Annotated in this window: 15 protein-coding genes; 8 read left to right on the top strand and 7 right to left on the bottom strand. The window is 58.7% G+C overall.

Translation table 11 applies throughout. The features are described 5' to 3' along the window. Positions 1–18 precede the first annotated feature (18 nt). From ccoG to ACVW1C_RS30035, 7 genes are all read right to left on the bottom strand, one after another. Positions 19–1,488, bottom strand: coding sequence for a cytochrome c oxidase accessory protein CcoG (gene ccoG / locus ACVW1C_RS30065; protein WP_456761384.1), 1,470 nt, complete (start codon positions 1,486–1,488; stop codon positions 19–21). Positions 1,489–1,562: 74 nt separating this feature from the next. Next, complete coding sequence (gene ccoP / locus ACVW1C_RS30060; protein WP_456727945.1) at positions 1,563–2,435, bottom strand: cytochrome-c oxidase, cbb3-type subunit III; 873 nt, start codon at positions 2,433–2,435, stop codon at positions 1,563–1,565. A gap of 6 nt (positions 2,436–2,441) precedes the next feature. After that, on the bottom strand, positions 2,442–2,603 hold the full coding sequence (locus tag ACVW1C_RS30055; protein ID WP_456761383.1) for a CcoQ/FixQ family Cbb3-type cytochrome c oxidase assembly chaperone: 162 nt from the start codon (positions 2,601–2,603) through the stop codon (positions 2,442–2,444). 11 nt (positions 2,604–2,614) lie between these two features. Further along, the gene (ccoO, locus tag ACVW1C_RS30050; protein WP_456761382.1) at positions 2,615–3,349 is read right to left on the bottom strand and encodes a cytochrome-c oxidase, cbb3-type subunit II; all 735 of its coding nucleotides are present in this window, start codon (positions 3,347–3,349) and stop codon (positions 2,615–2,617) included. Between the two features lie 8 nt (positions 3,350–3,357). Beyond that, positions 3,358–5,010: a cytochrome-c oxidase, cbb3-type subunit I gene (gene ccoN, locus ACVW1C_RS30045; protein WP_456761381.1), complete on the bottom strand. Its 1,653-nt coding sequence runs from the start codon at positions 5,008–5,010 to the stop codon at positions 3,358–3,360. Positions 5,011–5,081: 71 nt separating this feature from the next. Continuing rightward, positions 5,082–5,510, bottom strand: a complete 429-nt coding sequence (locus ACVW1C_RS30040) for a hypothetical protein (protein WP_456761380.1) — start codon at positions 5,508–5,510, stop codon at positions 5,082–5,084. A 330-nt stretch (positions 5,511–5,840) separates the two neighbouring features. After that, on the bottom strand, positions 5,841–6,068 hold the full coding sequence (locus ACVW1C_RS30035; protein WP_229158196.1) for a hypothetical protein: 228 nt from the start codon (positions 6,066–6,068) through the stop codon (positions 5,841–5,843). Between the two features lie 1,316 nt (positions 6,069–7,384). Here ACVW1C_RS30035 and ACVW1C_RS30030 point away from each other — a divergent pair. The 8 genes from ACVW1C_RS30030 (at position 7,385) to hemN (ending at position 15,208) form a co-directional block, all read left to right on the top strand. Continuing rightward, on the top strand, positions 7,385–7,714 hold the full coding sequence (locus tag ACVW1C_RS30030; RefSeq protein ID WP_456761379.1) for a hypothetical protein: 330 nt from the start codon (positions 7,385–7,387) through the stop codon (positions 7,712–7,714). Positions 7,715–8,052: 338 nt separating this feature from the next. Next, positions 8,053–9,483: a sensor histidine kinase gene (locus tag ACVW1C_RS30025; RefSeq protein ID WP_456761378.1), complete on the top strand. Its 1,431-nt coding sequence runs from the start codon at positions 8,053–8,055 to the stop codon at positions 9,481–9,483. After that, positions 9,480–10,085: a response regulator FixJ gene (fixJ, locus tag ACVW1C_RS30020; protein WP_456761377.1), complete on the top strand. Its 606-nt coding sequence runs from the start codon at positions 9,480–9,482 to the stop codon at positions 10,083–10,085. The genes ACVW1C_RS30025 and fixJ overlap by 4 nt, the downstream gene beginning before the upstream one ends. A 335-nt stretch (positions 10,086–10,420) precedes the next feature. Continuing rightward, entirely contained in the window at positions 10,421–11,212 is a 792-nt protein-coding gene (locus tag ACVW1C_RS30015; RefSeq protein WP_456727951.1) for a universal stress protein, read from the top strand. A gap of 501 nt (positions 11,213–11,713) precedes the next feature. Beyond that, the gene (locus tag ACVW1C_RS30010; protein WP_456761376.1) at positions 11,714–12,394 is read left to right on the top strand and encodes a helix-turn-helix domain-containing protein; all 681 of its coding nucleotides are present in this window, start codon (positions 11,714–11,716) and stop codon (positions 12,392–12,394) included. A gap of 145 nt (positions 12,395–12,539) precedes the next feature. Continuing rightward, complete coding sequence (locus ACVW1C_RS30005; protein ID WP_456761375.1) at positions 12,540–13,169, top strand: hemerythrin domain-containing protein; 630 nt, start codon at positions 12,540–12,542, stop codon at positions 13,167–13,169. 51 nt (positions 13,170–13,220) lie between these two features. Beyond that, the gene (locus ACVW1C_RS30000) at positions 13,221–13,499 is read left to right on the top strand and encodes a hypothetical protein (protein WP_456761374.1); all 279 of its coding nucleotides are present in this window, start codon (positions 13,221–13,223) and stop codon (positions 13,497–13,499) included. Between the two features lie 356 nt (positions 13,500–13,855). After that, positions 13,856–15,208 carry an oxygen-independent coproporphyrinogen III oxidase gene (gene hemN, locus ACVW1C_RS29995; protein ID WP_456761373.1) on the top strand — a complete coding sequence of 451 codons (1,353 nt, stop codon included), beginning with the start codon at positions 13,856–13,858 and terminating at the stop codon, positions 15,206–15,208. Positions 15,209–15,341: the final 133 nt, after the last annotated feature.

Below are 15,341 nucleotides of genomic sequence, written 5' to 3'. Positions count from 1 at the left end.
AAGATCCCGTCGGTAATCTTAGGGGAACACGAAGTGGTCCGTTGCGGAGGCGACCTCACCGAGGCCAATGTCAGTGACCCGAAATGTGACCGGCATCGACCGTTCCGACGTGTCGTCGGCCGGGGCGGTCACCAATAAACGCAATTCTGTCGTAGTATCGCGAGCCAAGACAATCGTCGGTCGTTCCACGGTCACAGAATCTACGCCGACGACGTGCACGGACGTTTGAGGTGGCCCATCGATGTCGATTGCAATGACGCGGTCGAAGGCGAGCTTGTTAAGCACGCGTACCGTGTAGCCGTTGCGAATCGAACCATCGCTCAGCCTGACCGCCATCGGATTACGATCGTGCAGCACGTTGACGTCGAGCAGTGTTCTGGACAACAACCCATAAAGCATCATCGCACAGACGACCGAGATCAAAGACGCATATACGATCGTCCGCGGGCGTACCGGCTTGAAGAGCTCCGACTTGCCTTCCATGCGGCGCCTGATATTGATGTCGTTGTCGTAACCGATCAGGCGACCTGCGCGCCCGATCTTCTTCATGACGGCATCGCAGGCGTCGATGCATAGCCCGCACTGGATGCAGGCGAGCTGGGCGCCGTTGCGAATATCGACGCCGGTCGGACAGACCGCCGCGCATTGATTGCAGTCGATGCAGTCTCCGATCTTTTCGCCCCGCGCGCGCAGATCGAATGACTTCTTCAATGAGCAGCGCTGTTCGCCGCGATCGTATTTGTAGGTGACATTGAGTGCCCACTCGTCGGTGAGCGCGGCCTGGATGCGCGGCCAAGGGCACATATACACGCAAACCTGTTCGCGCATGTAGCCGGCCAACAAGTATGTCGTGACGGTCAGAATCCCGATCCAGATATAGGCGATCGCGGGCGCCTGGAATGTCGCCAGATCGCGCACCAATGTATGCGCGTCGACAAAGTAGAGCACCCAGGCACCAGCGGTCCACCAAGCGATCATCAACCAGACCACGTGCTTTAGCACGCGCTTTGCCGCCCGCTCCACTGTCATCGGGCGTGCAGCGGCCCTCAGCCGGTCGCGACGGTCGCCCTCGACCCAGCGCTCTACCGCATAGAACAGATCGGTCCATGCCGTTTGCGGACAGAGATAGCCGCACCAAATACGTCCGCCCAGAGCGTTCATCAAGAATAGTGCCAGCGCGGCAAGCACGAGCAGCCCGGTGACGTAATAAAGCTCCTGCGGCCACAGCTCGATGAAGAAAAAGTAGAACCGCCGGTTCGGAAAATCGAGCAACACCGCCTGGTCGGGGGCGCCTAAGCCACGACGCCAACGCACGAACGGCAGCAAATAGTAGATGCCGAGACACACCACCATCAGCCGCCATTTGATGGTGCGGAAAGTGCCGCAGACGCTCTGCGGATGGACCTTCTTATGAGCCGTATAGAGAGGCCCATCTTCGCCGATCGGCGGATCATCGCGCGAACCAGTCTTGTCCAGGGCTAGCTTCATGGCCGACCTTACATCTGGCACGGGTGACTGACTTAGCCTCGTCGATGGGCCGGTGGCTTCTCGGCTCATCTCATCTATTGTCCACCACCGAGCGAGTGCACATAGACCGCAAGCGCCTTGATCGTGATGGGATCGAACCGCCCGCTCCAGGCCGGCATGATGCCCGCGCGGCCATAGCTGATCGTCTCGATCAGCGTCTCCTCGTCCGAGCCGTACAACCAAATGTGGTCCGTCAGATTCGGCGCGCCGAGCTCCTGGTTGCCTTTGGCGTTCTCGCCATGGCAGGCCGCACAATTGTCGGCAAAGATCCTTGCGCCGGCCGCGGCATCGAAATTGGCGACTGTTGACAGGCCAGACAGCGATCGCACGTAATTCGCTACCGTTGCGATCTCATCTTTCCTGAGGATGCCGTCGCGGCCGAACGCCAGCATTTGCCCCTCATGGGCCTGGGCATGCCCGGACCGTGCGCCGAACTGGATGGTCTGCTGGATCTGATCGAGCGATCCGCCCCACAACCAGTCATCGTCGTTGAGATTGGGATAACCCTTGGCACCCGCGCCGCCGCTGCCATGGCATGGCGCGCAATTGTCTGCGAACACCGTCTTGCCCCGGGCACGGGCCAGTGCCAGCAGGGCCGGGTCCGTCTCGATCTCTGTCAGAGACACTTTGCCGAGAACCGCCATCTTCTCGCCCCGCAGCCTCTCGAGCCCGGCAAGATCGTTGGCGACGCTCGCTCGGGCCGAATAATGAAATACGCCGGTCGTGTAGCTAGAGAGGAGCGGCCAAGCCGGATAGACGACCCAATAGGCGATCGCCCAAAGAATGGTGGCGTAGAAGGTCGAGATCCACCAGCGCGGCAGCGGCGTGTTGAGCTCCTTTATGCCATCCCATTCGTGTCCCGTCGTCGAGCGGCCGGAGATTCGATCGAAGTCATTGCGGTCAGTCATGGTCTGTCAATCCCGGCACAGCGGCAGCGCCGCAGAGTCAAAACGCCGCTTGTTGCTGGGACACAGCGCATAAACAACAACGGCCATGAAGATGCCGACGAACAACGGTGTCCAGAGGGTCACGACGACGCTTGACGCCAGGTTCTCGATGGAAATGACGGCCTTCATCACAAGATCCTTCAGCGCAGATTGGCTTTTTCGTCGTAGATCTTGAAATCGATCAGTGTACCGAGCATCTGCAGGTAGGCGATGAGCGCATCGAGTTCGGTCGGATTGCCAACGGTTCCGTCGAAATTGCGCACAGCCGCCTTCGGATAGCGTTTCTGGAACGAGGCGAGGTCCGCGCTGTCAGGATCGAGCTGGGTCTTCAAGTCAGTGACCGCGTTCTTGATCTGATCTTCGGTATAGGGGACACCGACCGCCCGGCTGGTGCGCAGATGTGCGGCCATGTCGGTCAGGTCGAGCTCGGTGTGCGCCAGCGTCGGGTATCCGGGCATGACCGACCGCGGGACGATGGCCCGGGGATTGGTCAGATGCGTGACGTGCCATTCATCGGAATATTTCGCGCCGACGCGTGCGAGGTCCGGGCCGGTACGCTTCGAGCCCCATTGAAACGGGTGATCATACATGCTCTCGGCGGCCAGCGAGTAATGTCCGTAGCGCTCGACCTCGTCACGCAATGGCCGGATCATCTGCGAGTGACAAACATAGCAGCCTTCGCGTACGTAGATGTTGCGGCCTGCAAGCTCAAGCGGGGTATAAGGTCGTACGCCCTCCACGACTTCGATCGTACTCTTGAGGTAGAACAGCGGCGTGATCTCGACCAGTCCCCCAATCGCGATCACGGCAAGGATGCCTGCGATCAGGATGATCGAGTTCTTCTCAAAGATCTTGTGTCGGTTCCAAAGAGACATGCGATGGCCTATTCCGCGACTTGGAGCGCTCCAGTGTCCTGGATTTGATCGGTTTGCTTTGCATTCACGGTCATCCAGAGATTGGCGGCCATGATCAGCGCACCAATCAGGAACATTGCGCCCCCCACGGCGCGGATGATGTAGAAGGGATGCATAGCCTCGACCGACTCGATGAATGAGTATTCGAGGAAACCTAACGAGGTATAGGCGCGCCACATCAGGCCCTGCAGGACACCAGACACCCACATCGCCGAGATGTAGAGCACGATCCCGATCGAGGCGATCCAGAAGTGCCAGTTGACGAGCTTGAGGCTGTACAGCTCGCGATTCCAAAGCCAGGGAATCAGGCAATAGAGCGCGCCGAACGATACAAATCCTACCCAACCCAGCGCGCCGGAATGCACGTGGCCGACGGTCCAGTCGGTGTAATGACTGAGCGAATTGACGACCTTGATTGCCATGGTCGGGCCCTCAAACGTCGACATGCCATAAAAGGCAACGGAGACCACGAGCATGCGGAGCACCGGGTCTGTGCGCAGCTTGTCCCACGCACCCGAGAGCGTCATCAGGCCGTTGATCATGCCGCCCCATGAAGGCATCCACAGCATGATCGAGAACGTCATGCCCAGAGTCTGCGTCCAATCCGGCAGCGCGGTGTAATGTAGATGGTGAGGGCCCGCCCAGATGTAGAGGAAGATCAGGGCCCAGAAGTGAATGATCGAGAGGCGGTAGGAATAGACCGGGCGCTCGGCTCTCTTCGGAATGAAGTAGTACATGATCGCCAGAAAGCCGGCGGTCAGGAAGAAACCGACCGCATTGTGACCGTACCACCACTGAAACATGGCGTCCTGCACACCGCCCCAGGCGACGTAGGATTTCGAACCGAACACGGAGACCGGTAATGCGGGATTGTTGCCCAGGTGGAGCACCGCAATGGTGAGGATGAAAGCGAGATAGAACCAGTTGGCGACGAAAATGTGCGGCTCTTTCCTTTTCACCAATGTCGCCAGGAACACAATGAGATAAGTGACCCAGACGATGGTGAGCCAGAGATCGGCGTACCATTCGGGCTCGGCGTATTCCTTCGACTGGGTAGCGCCGAGCAAATAGCCGGTGCCCGCGATCAAGATGAAAAAATTATAGCCAACTACCACGAACCACGGCGCAAGATCGCCGGCGAGGCGCGTGCGACAGGTCTTCTGCACGACGTAGAAGGAGGTCGCGATAAGCACGTTTCCGCCGAACGCAAAGATCACGGCCGATGTATGCAGCGGGCGGAGTCGGCCGAAGCTCGTCCAAGGCAGATCAAAATTCAGTGCGGGCCATGCAAGTTGCGAGGCGATAAAAACGCCGACCGAAAAGCCTGCGATGCCCCAGAACATCGCCATCACTGAGGCGAATTTGATCGGAGCGAGATTGTAATTCGGCCTCCCGTTGATCTGCGCCGGCGGCAATAGCGCCGGGCGTTCATAGTAGCGATTGAGGATAACGCTTGCGGCGGCCAGACTGGCGGCGGAAGCGAGCAATGCGTGGAAGCTAAATGCAGAATCGTGCCCCATCGCCCCCGCGAAATAGCAAACATAGGCAGAAACAGCGAATACCGACATTAGGCCTGCTTCACCCATGGTCATGGATTTCGAGGCGAGGGATGGGCTTGTCATGTCTTGGCCTTTTTTGAAAGCGGCGCTTGCCAGGAGATCACATTTTCCGGGGACGGGGCGATCGAGCGCGATCAGTTGCCCAAACGCTGCGGAACGCTGCCGATCTCACGCGCGAGCGCGCGCAGAGTATGTTCGTTAGGACAGCCTTTGAGGGGATTTACAGACTTATGCCGCTCGAGGTCGGCCGCGCAGCGGATCTTGGTCTGACACAGGCCGCATACCCGCTGCAAATCGCGCAACACGTCTCCATGGCAGGCGGCCAGCGCACTCTCGGAAAAGCCGGCAAGTGCGAGGCGCTTGTTTAAGAGTTCAGGAGAGCCCGGACTTTGCGCCATCTTTCGAAAGTCGGACGTGGATAGATTAAGTTCACGCGCGATCGCGTCGAGGTCGTGCGCACCCAAATAGGCCAGTTCGGCTGTCCGGGACAGGTTCGCCCGCAACCGGGTGAGCAAATTCTTGAACCCCCAAGGGCGACCGACAAATCCAGATTGGCTAACCATGTGTCATACCCCTCAAAGCAGCCATAGCTGCCGGCGGCAGACTTGTTTTTGACATGCATCAAATAGGACCCGTCCGTGGGAGAAAATCGTCGATCCAGATCGCCCCTGCTGGACGACGATGCGCTGCAACGAGCCCGCAGCGCCGCAGGCCGGCAAATGTCGGGGAAGTCTACAAGGGTGTCGCGGACAAGAGGGCCGCCTGCTCAATTGGCGACAACATCGCGAGCTATTTTTCTCGATCGACGCTCGAAGACGCTTGTAAGAATCGTGCCTGGATTGGCGGATTGTCTCTACGATCAAAATTCGCGGACTTCCCAGGCCGAGCTCAGGCTAACCACCCCACGCCGGGGGCAATGCAGGCGGGGTTCGAAGCTCCATCGCATCAGCGAAGATGGTCCAATCACGGACACCTTTTTGCTTGCAGAAATCGGTTTCGGCCTGCTGTGCAGCAGCACTCAGCGAGGCTGCATGCACCCGGAACGCAGCCTGACAGGCACGATGCTCGTGGCCGGTATCGTCGCAAACGGTCTTGATGAACCGAACGTTAAATGAAGGCATGATACTCTCTTCCTGTCGTTTGCTTATCTTGCATTCTGCCATCCGTGCCAGGCGAGTGTTTGATTTGTCTCAAGTGGCACCCAAAAAAAGATTGTCGCTCCATCGAGATGCGAGCGCTTTTTCGTCCCGGAGAAGCTGCAAATCACCAAGCGTCCAGGCTTGCCGGATCACATCTGGTTGAGGTGGCTCAGGAACAGCAGCTTCTCGTCTTCTCATGCCTTGGGCCGGCAGAGTTGGAGGCGCTGATCCAGAAAATTCTCAAGAGACGGTTGGGGGCAGAATGGACCGCTACGCCTGCGATGGCGATTATCGATCAATTCCAACTTCAATCGCCGGCAATGTGGAAGCTTGTGAAGCCGCGAACGTTGCATGATGCTAGGTGGCTCACAAGGCATTCCCGACAGCTCTGGCTGATTGCGAGGCAGCAGGCAAAGGCATTTCTGACCAGCGCCGGCGACCGAGGCTACCGGCGGCGAGAACTGGCCCCACGTAAGCAAATGAGGCGAACCGGCCTCATCTCGCTCCTGATGGTCCACCCTGCCGCCGCAACGGCAAAGCCGATGGTCAGGATGGCCCCAGCCAGGGTTTCGATAAGCCCAGGGTTAGAGACTTGTGCGCCATAGCCGATGGCTGCGATCAGCGTGGGCAAGACCAACGATAATGTGAGGCGAGCAATCAACTTACCATCTCCATCGCGATTCTCGCAGCTCAAAGACACGCGTTGTCATGGTGCAATGCCCGTGCGCTGCGCACATTGCGCGTCCTACATTTTGATTTCCATCAAACCCGCTACACGCTGGCGTGTTGTGTGGATCGCGCGGCCCTGCCGAATGACCCGGTTTAGCACGTTTTACCGGCAACGCACTGGCAGCGGCCTCTCGCCCTCGCCCCGTTCTAGACGCGCATCAGCTTCCTTTTGACCTGCATCAATACTGCGGTGGCCGCTTGCGGATAGAAACGACCTTCCAGTCAAGCTCAGACACATGGCAGATAGAAAGACTTGGCGCCCCATCAACTTTTCGTACCCAAATACCGCCGAGTGAGCTCAAGGACTGCTGGCGGACGCACCCGAGCGAGTTGCACCCGGTCACCTGCGCCGCGTGTGACGCTGGCCACTTCATCGACCCGCGAATCGGCGCGATGCACGGGCCGAGCACAGCTGGCCCATCTGAATGCCATCAAGCGAATTCCGCCGTCATACCGTTCCCACAGGGACTCGCCAGACTCACAAGAGCGCACTCGACGGCATCAAGACTCCGCGCCCCACGCTGACTTCGTAGGACGGGGAAACTTCCGACCGACAAAGGATATCCGACATGACAGACCACGGCGACAAATGTCCCGCCGCGGGCACGCTTGCAGGAACGGCAGTCCCCTCCGGCTGCTCTCCAACAGCAATCAATACCAACCGGCGCTGGCTTCAACTGGCCCGGTTCGACTCGACCGGATCCCGGGGGCTGTTTCGCAGCCCTAATACTTCGGTAGGCGATCGGATCACCTCCCAGCACGACCCGATCGGCAGCGCCACGCCCCCAAGCACCTGGACCGCAACGGGCGTGATCGAGACCATGCGCCGCTCGGGCGAGATCAGCCTGAGCCTTTTGGCGCAGAGCGATCTCGCCCGTAGTATTCGAAAGGTTGCCTGATTTTGTCAGTCAGCGGCGATGATGACCGTCCAGGATCTATTGGCGACTTGACGTGGGAGCGCATTGAAACGGCGCCCTTTGACCGGGAGTTGGAGATCGCGGTGATCGAGGGTAGTGCCATTCACCGGTTGGTCTTTCCCTGCCGCCGGATCTTCGGCGGCTGGATCAAGGCCACGACCGGAGAGCACGTCGCTGTGCAGCCCACGCACTGGCGCATCTGGCCGAGATAGCGGCGGCTGCCTTGCACAACAGGTAGCGCAACGAAACGCGGCTGCATCCGGTCGCCTCACATAGACAAACTATGTACAGTCGATCGAATGAGAGGTTTGCCAGGAAACATGTCCGACCACATCTGGTACCGCTATGGTTCAGCCGCGGCGGCCGCCGCGCTGGCGCTTGTGCTTCGCGGGGCGCTGGATCCGTATCTTCAGGACCGCACATTCACGATCATCTACCTTCCAGTCATCATTTTTGCCGCTTTCGCTGGCGGCCGCGGAGCGGCCATCTTCGCTACACTGCTTTGCCTCATCATCAGCGCGGCATGTCTTGGGAAAAACCTCATCTCCGATCCTGCAAACATGATCGAAATAGCCGGATTCGCGGTACTTGGCCCCGTGCTCGGCTTCATGGGCGATCGGCTGCGGCGAGAATCAAAGCAGGCGCGGTACCGGCAAGCCCATCTGCAGTCGATCCTGGACACCGTACCAGAAGCCATGATCGTGATTGACGAGAAGGGACTCATTCGCTCGTTCAGCGCCGCGGCAGTGCGTTTATTCGGTTGGTCTCCGGACGAAGTGGTCGGAGCGAATGTATCCAGGTTGATGCCACAGCCCTACCGTGCCGAGCATGACCGCTACATTGAACGCTATCTGACTACCGGAGGGCGGCGCATCATCGGCATCGACCGTATCGTGGTCGGCGAGCGAAGCGACGGCTCGACCTTTCCGATGGAGCTCGCCGTCGGTGAGGCCAAAGTGCGCGGCGAACGATTCTTTACCGGTTTCATCCGAGACCTCACCGAACGGCGAGCGCAGGAACGCCGATTGCAGGAACTGCAATCTGAGCTCGTGCACGTCTCGCGGTTGACCGCCATGGGTGAGATGGCCTCGTCTATTGCCCACGAGATCAACCAACCGCTCTCCGCAATCACAAACTACATGCGCGGCGCCAAGATGCTGCTGGCGTCAGACAAGCCGGACGCCAACCGTATTGGTGATGCCATCGAACATGCCACCCAGCAAGCTCTGCGTGCCGGCGATATCATCAAGCGCCTGCGAGAATTCGTCGCCAAAGGCGAGACGGAGCACACAATGGAGAATCCGCTCACCCTGCTTGAAGAGGCGGTCGCTCTGGCCTTGCTCGGCGCCAAGGAGCAAGGCGTGCGGGTGACGATCCGCAGCGATCGCGATCTGCCATCGATGATCGTGGACAAGATCCAGATCCAGCAGGTCGCGCTGAACCTGATACGAAACGCGATCGAGGCGATGGCCTCCAGCCCGCGTCGCGAATTGACCGTCGGAGTTGCCAAAGTCGACGGCCTCGCCAGGTTTACCGTTGCCGATACGGGCTCTGGCATCAGCCCTGATATAGCCGACCGCCTGTTCCAGCCCTTCGTCACGACCAAAGAGCATGGCATGGGTGTGGGACTATCAATCTGCCGGACGATCATCGAGTCCCATGGCGGCCACATCGCTGTGGAAGCCAACCCGCGCGGCGGCACGGTTTTTCAGTTTACCCTGCCGTTTGCGGAAGCTAATGAAGAAGCATGACCATGCGGCGCATTCTTGTGATCGACGATGACGCCGCGATGCGGGACTCGCTCGCGTTTCTGCTTGATGTTAGAGGCTTCTGCGTGGCACCCTATGAGACGGCGAGCGGCTTTCTCAGTGACGCCGCGAGCGGTCCGGTTGACTGCATTGTGTCGGACATCCGCATGCCGGGCATGAGCGGCCTGGAACTGGTCCGCAAACTGAAGGCCGATCGCGTCGACTGTCCCGTCATCCTGATAACTGGTCATGGCGACGTAACGCTGGCAGTCGAAGCGATGAAAGCGGGTGCGGTCGACTTCATCGAGAAGCCCTTCGAAGACGAGGTGCTATTGCGTGCGATCAATAGCGCCTTGGAAGCAAGGCCAACCGAGCTAGCGGACGATGCGGCGAAACTGCGGGCGGAAGCCCGCCTGGCAGAACTCTCGTCGCGCGAGCGTGATGTCCTGCAGGGACTACTGGCCGGCAAGATCAACAAGGTGATCGCCCATGATCTTGGTATCAGCCCGAGAACGGTCGAGGTTTACCGGGCGAACGTCATGGCCAAGACCAATGTTCGCAGCATGTCTGAGTTGATGCGAATAGCCATCGCCGCCGGACTCTAGAACATCGCAAGGGACGGAACGTCCTATCAAGCATCGAGCTGTCCGCTTCAACTGAACAGATCGCACGAGCAGGTCATGTTCCTGATGCGCAGGAGCTTCAAATCGACTGCCGATTCTTTGCAGGGTGTAAATTGTGCAACACAGGCGAGTACTATTCCTGGCCGTGGACTATCATGAGGCCCGCTTCTTGCCAGTTTGATCGTGCTCAAGAACGTTCAGCGGCGGTATATGAAGCGGATCATTTGAGGTCTCGGATTCTCCGAGGCGCAGGTCTTTGACTTCGGAGAACGACAATGCTCGGGAACATACTGGTCCACCTTCCGACGGAGCTCCCGGTGCGGGCTGCAATCAACGGATCGATTTCGTTCGCGCTGAGCACCGGCGCGCATCTTGACGTTGTAGCCATCGGCTACGAGAGAACCATTATTCCGCTTCTTGCAATGGGCGTAACGGCAGTTACTGCTGTTTTCGATGTCGAGCAGGCGCGTGCGTTGGAGCGGGCCGAAGCAGCACTTCATATCTTCGACATACAGGCGCGGACTGCCGGCATTTCCTATACGAGTCGTGCGCTGAGCGCGATTCCAGCAGACGCGCGCCGCATCATCTGCGCAAGCGCGCGAGTCCACGACATGACCATCGTTACACAGCCTCAGAGCGGCTACGATAGTTACGACAATTTTATACCTAGCGAGATTCTTTTCCAGGCTGGTGGGCCAGTTCTGTACCTGCCACCTACTTTCCACGGCGCCTTCTCGATCAGACGAGTAGGGATTTGCTGGGACGGCAGCCGCCGTGCGGCGCGTGCGCTGCACGACGCGAGGCCACTTTTGTGTAAAGCCGATGCCCTCACCATCATTGCGACCACCGCTCCGGACAAGGTCCCGGCAGAGAGTTCCACCGCGCATCTGGGAGAGTACCTTGCAAAATCGGGACTTCCTGCGAAGGTCGTGTCACTTCCGACAACGCGAGCAGCGCGGCGCGCCCTCCTGTCGCTTGCGGCCGACGAAGGCCTCGACCTGTTGGTAATGGGGGGATATGGTCGCTCTCGGCTGCAGGAGAGGCTGCTTGGCGCCTCCATGCGGCATATGCTTCGTGCGATCAGCATCCCAGTCCTGATGTCACATTGAGAGCAAAAGGATCGAACGGGCGCATGTTGCCGGGATGCGGAATGCCGTCTCGACGGCGTCACCGGCATTCGACAGCCGCCCGAGCTCAACTTCAGGTTGAATCGCGGTCTCCTCCAACTGTAAAATTGCAGAAGTGCGGCAAGACCGGATGTTGAGCCGTTGAGCTGTATGATCCCCCCAATTGCAGTCCACATGCGCATATCAAGTGATGACGGGCGCCTCGTCCGGGCCATCGAGCGTACATCGATTGGATCACCTCGCCTTGTCAGATTCCCCGGTCGACCGGTCCTGGGTCAGCGTCACCGTGACGAAAGAAACTTTCGGCTGCGGGCCGAAACTTGCGTCGCGCAATCAGGAGGCCGCCGGCGCCCGTTTCAAGACAATCTTCGTATAGCTACGTGTAAATACGTAGGGGTTGTTACTTAGGTAAAACATCCGGATTTCACAATTCGTCCGGAGCGACCAATCTATCTCATCGACATTCGACGCATAGAGTTCGCCATGTACGCCCCGGCTGCCAGCTTTACTGAGAACAGCCCCCATCCGAACAGCGACTTGCGTGGGCAATCTGACGTTCGTGGACCGTTTGGTATGATTGCTACACCGATGAAGTTCACTCGCAATAGCGAGATCTACGGCGAGGACGAAGCAGCCGAATACCTTTATCAGGTAGTGTCGGGTGCTGTGCGAACCTACAAGGTTTCCGAAGACGGTCGTCGTCAAATCGGCGCTTTTTATCTGCCCGGTGAGATCTTTGGCTTTGAGGCCGAAGAATGCCACATCTCTTCGGCTGAAGCGATCTGCGAGACGCAACTGCTGATGGTGAAGCGTACCGCTGTCATTTTTCGCGGCAGTCACGAGAGGGATCTCGCAAGGCAACTTTGGGAGGCGATGGCGCTTGAGCTACGCCGTTTTCAGGAACATTCGATGCTCCTGATCAGCAGCGCAGAAGAGCGGGTTACCACGTTCCTTCTCGATATATCTCGCCGCACGACGAAGAACGCTGCCATCGAGTTGCCCATGTCGCGGCAGGATGTTGCAGATTACCTTGGCTTGACGATTGAGACCGTGTCGCGCACCTTTACCCAGCTTGAGCAGAACGGAGCGATCGTGCTGCGGAGTTCACGCCGAGTCGAGCTCAAAGACAAACTGTCCATCCGCTTTGCGCAGAGCTTCGGCTAAGGCGATTTGCGCCAGCTTTCGACGGCGCACTCCTTCTATACGCCGAGCAGTGTCGGCAAATACAGCGCAGAAAGAGCTCGAAGTGCGGCTTGGGCGATCTGGCACAAATCGCCGCTAGCTTACATTTCCTCCATGGAGCACCGCAATGGTCATCGATCGCCTGCTTCGAGAGCATCGCAATATTGATCTGCTTCTGATCGCCCTTCAACGCGAATTGGAGATTTTTGAGCAAGGACATCGTCCGGACTATGAGGTGATCCGCGCGATTATCAGCTATTTCGAGGTTTACCCGGCGGTGTATCATCATCCGCAGGAAGACTTGATCTTTTCCAGGCTCAAGACGCGCGCCCCGGATGCGGCTGCAATGGTGGGTGATCTTGCCCATGAGCATCAGGAAGTCATCGACCGCTTGCACCACTTCGCTCGGGCCATTGATGGCGTCCTGGCCGACCGCGAAGTCCTTCGACAAGACGTCGGCAACATCGTGCGCGACTTTATAGTACGCGAGCGGCACCACATGATGTGGGAAGAACGAGACTTCTTCCCTGCCGCCGTTGCGGCTTTATCGGCTCAGGATTGGAGCGAAGTCGCCTCCGCACTCACCGATCACGGTGATCCGCTATTTTGCGAGACAGCTGAAGCAGCGTCAGACGCGCTAAGAGCGCATATTCTACAATTGGAAAAAGAAGCTGAGGCCGAACGGAGCGCACTTGCGTTTTCGAGCGCGTTGGCCGGCAACCCGCGACACAATGCGGAGAGGGATGGACCACATTGATCGCTGCCGCTTTTCGGCAGGAAAGTGGACATCATTTCATGGGACTCGAAAATGAAGATCGTCTCGCCGGCTCTCAGGTTACGAACAGGCGATCTGCCTCTGAGCCCAACGATCGTTTGTTTCAACTGGTGGCACAAGCGGCATGGCCGAACCTTAAAACGGTCAGATTCAAACGTAATCGGCAGTGATCGTAACAGGCTCGACCATACCGCATTGGTATCGCGCGAAACGGGCATTTCTCATCTCTGCGAGCCGATGGAGACGCGCGATAGCGGCCAGGCGGGTGCGGCGAAACAATCTCCCTCCGCAAGCCTTGCCTGCACGGGCTGAATTCGTGGGCTCGGGGCCGGTTCGGATCGCGGCACGCCGTCGCGAGATACCGCAGATCCCGGAACGTTCGCTCTGAACAGCAGAGCTTGGGGATGTCAATTTCGATAAAGATCCGTTTGCTGCTTCGTTTCGTCTCGTTCTCGCTCGATTTGACCATGATGAGCCATGGGAGGTGCATTGCCAAGGAGGTTCATTCCTGCAGTGCGACCGCTTCATCACAATTCAAAGCATGATGTATGCGCGGCGGGCATGACCTACCGGCCGGCCCATAAGTAACTGCGATATTTGAGGCAGCGCAAAGCTTACCATGCATCTGTCTGATAATCGGGCGCCCAGAGAGCGAGAGAGGCATCCCAATGCGACCGGACCTAGCACAATCCTACGGGCAGCACCGACTACCGCGCTACACCAGCTATCCGAGCGCCCCTCATTTCTCAGCGTCAGTTCGGGAGGTCGACTATCAAGCTTGGCTCAAGTCTCTCGACGGCCGACGGTCCGCCTCGATCTACGTGCACGTGCCATTTTGCCGAAGCATGTGTTGGTACTGCGGCTGCCATACATCTGTCACGAAACGCGACGATCCGATCGCGATCTATGCAGCTGGACTGCGCACTGAAGCCTACCTCGTTGCAGAGGTCATTGGCCAACGACAGCCAATCTCTCATATCCACTTCGGCGGTGGCACGCCAACGATCATGACACCTGAAACATTCGCCGATTTGGTCGGTTCGTTGCGTTATTCGTTCGCCGTCCTGCCTGATGCCGAGATCGCCGTGGAGATCGACCCCCGCATGTTAAGCAATCCGATGGCGGAAGCCCTGGGCTATAGCGGGGTCAACCGGGCAAGCCTTGGCGTGCAGAGCTTCGACCCGGTCGTCCAGCAGGCCATCAACCGCCCGCAGAGCTTCGAACAGACCGCAATTTCGGTCGAGCGGTTACGCCACGCCGGCATTTGCCGGATCAATTTCGACCTGCTGTATGGGCTGCCCCGACAGACGGTCGATTCGTGCCTGGATACCGTCGGCAAATGCCTCGAGTTGCATCCGGACCGGTTTTCCGCCTTTGGTTACGCACACGTTCCGACCTTCAAGAAGCATCAACGCAAGATCGACGAATCCACTCTGCCCGACAGCGTCGAGCGCTACCTCCAATCCGAAATGGTAGCTCACACTTTGCTTGACGCTGGGTACGTACGTGTAGGCCTCGATCACTTCGCCCTGCCGCATGATAATCTCGCTGTGGCGGCGAAGCAAAGCAGGTTGCGCCGCAATTTCCAGGGATATACTGACGATTGCGCAGGCGCCCTTATTGGCCTCGGTGCCACCGCCATCGGCCGCCTGCAGCAGGGGTTCGTCGCGAATGCTATCTCGACAGGGGATTACCTCGCTCGCATCACCGAGGATCGGCTCGCGACGGCGAAGGGCTATTTACTGACCGATGATGATCGCTACCGGGCGGAGATCATCGAGCGAATTATGTGCGACATGACAATCGATCTCTCGGAGACGTCTCGCCGTCACGGCATGGATCCGGATTCGGCCGTTGTCGATCATTCCCGGCTTGACAGCCTTATCGCAGATGGCGCCGTCGTGGTCGACAATGGCCGGCTTTCCGTAGTCGACGGCGCCCGGTTCCTGGTCCGGTGCGTCGCCTCAGCCTTCGACGCTCACCTTGCTCGGTGCGGGGCTACGCACAGCCCGGCGGTCTGATCGTGTGAACGGCGGACTTACCACTCCAGCGCCCCCGCACTTCGGTCACCAGTGAACTGGCTTATGCGCGGTTCGGACCGCCCCCCGTGATCGTGGAGCGTCCGATTTGTCCGCCACTTTCACGGTCGCGCGT

The organism is Bradyrhizobium sp. USDA 4011, assembly GCF_054063415.1.
This window is presented reverse-complemented; position numbering and strand designations above follow the sequence as displayed.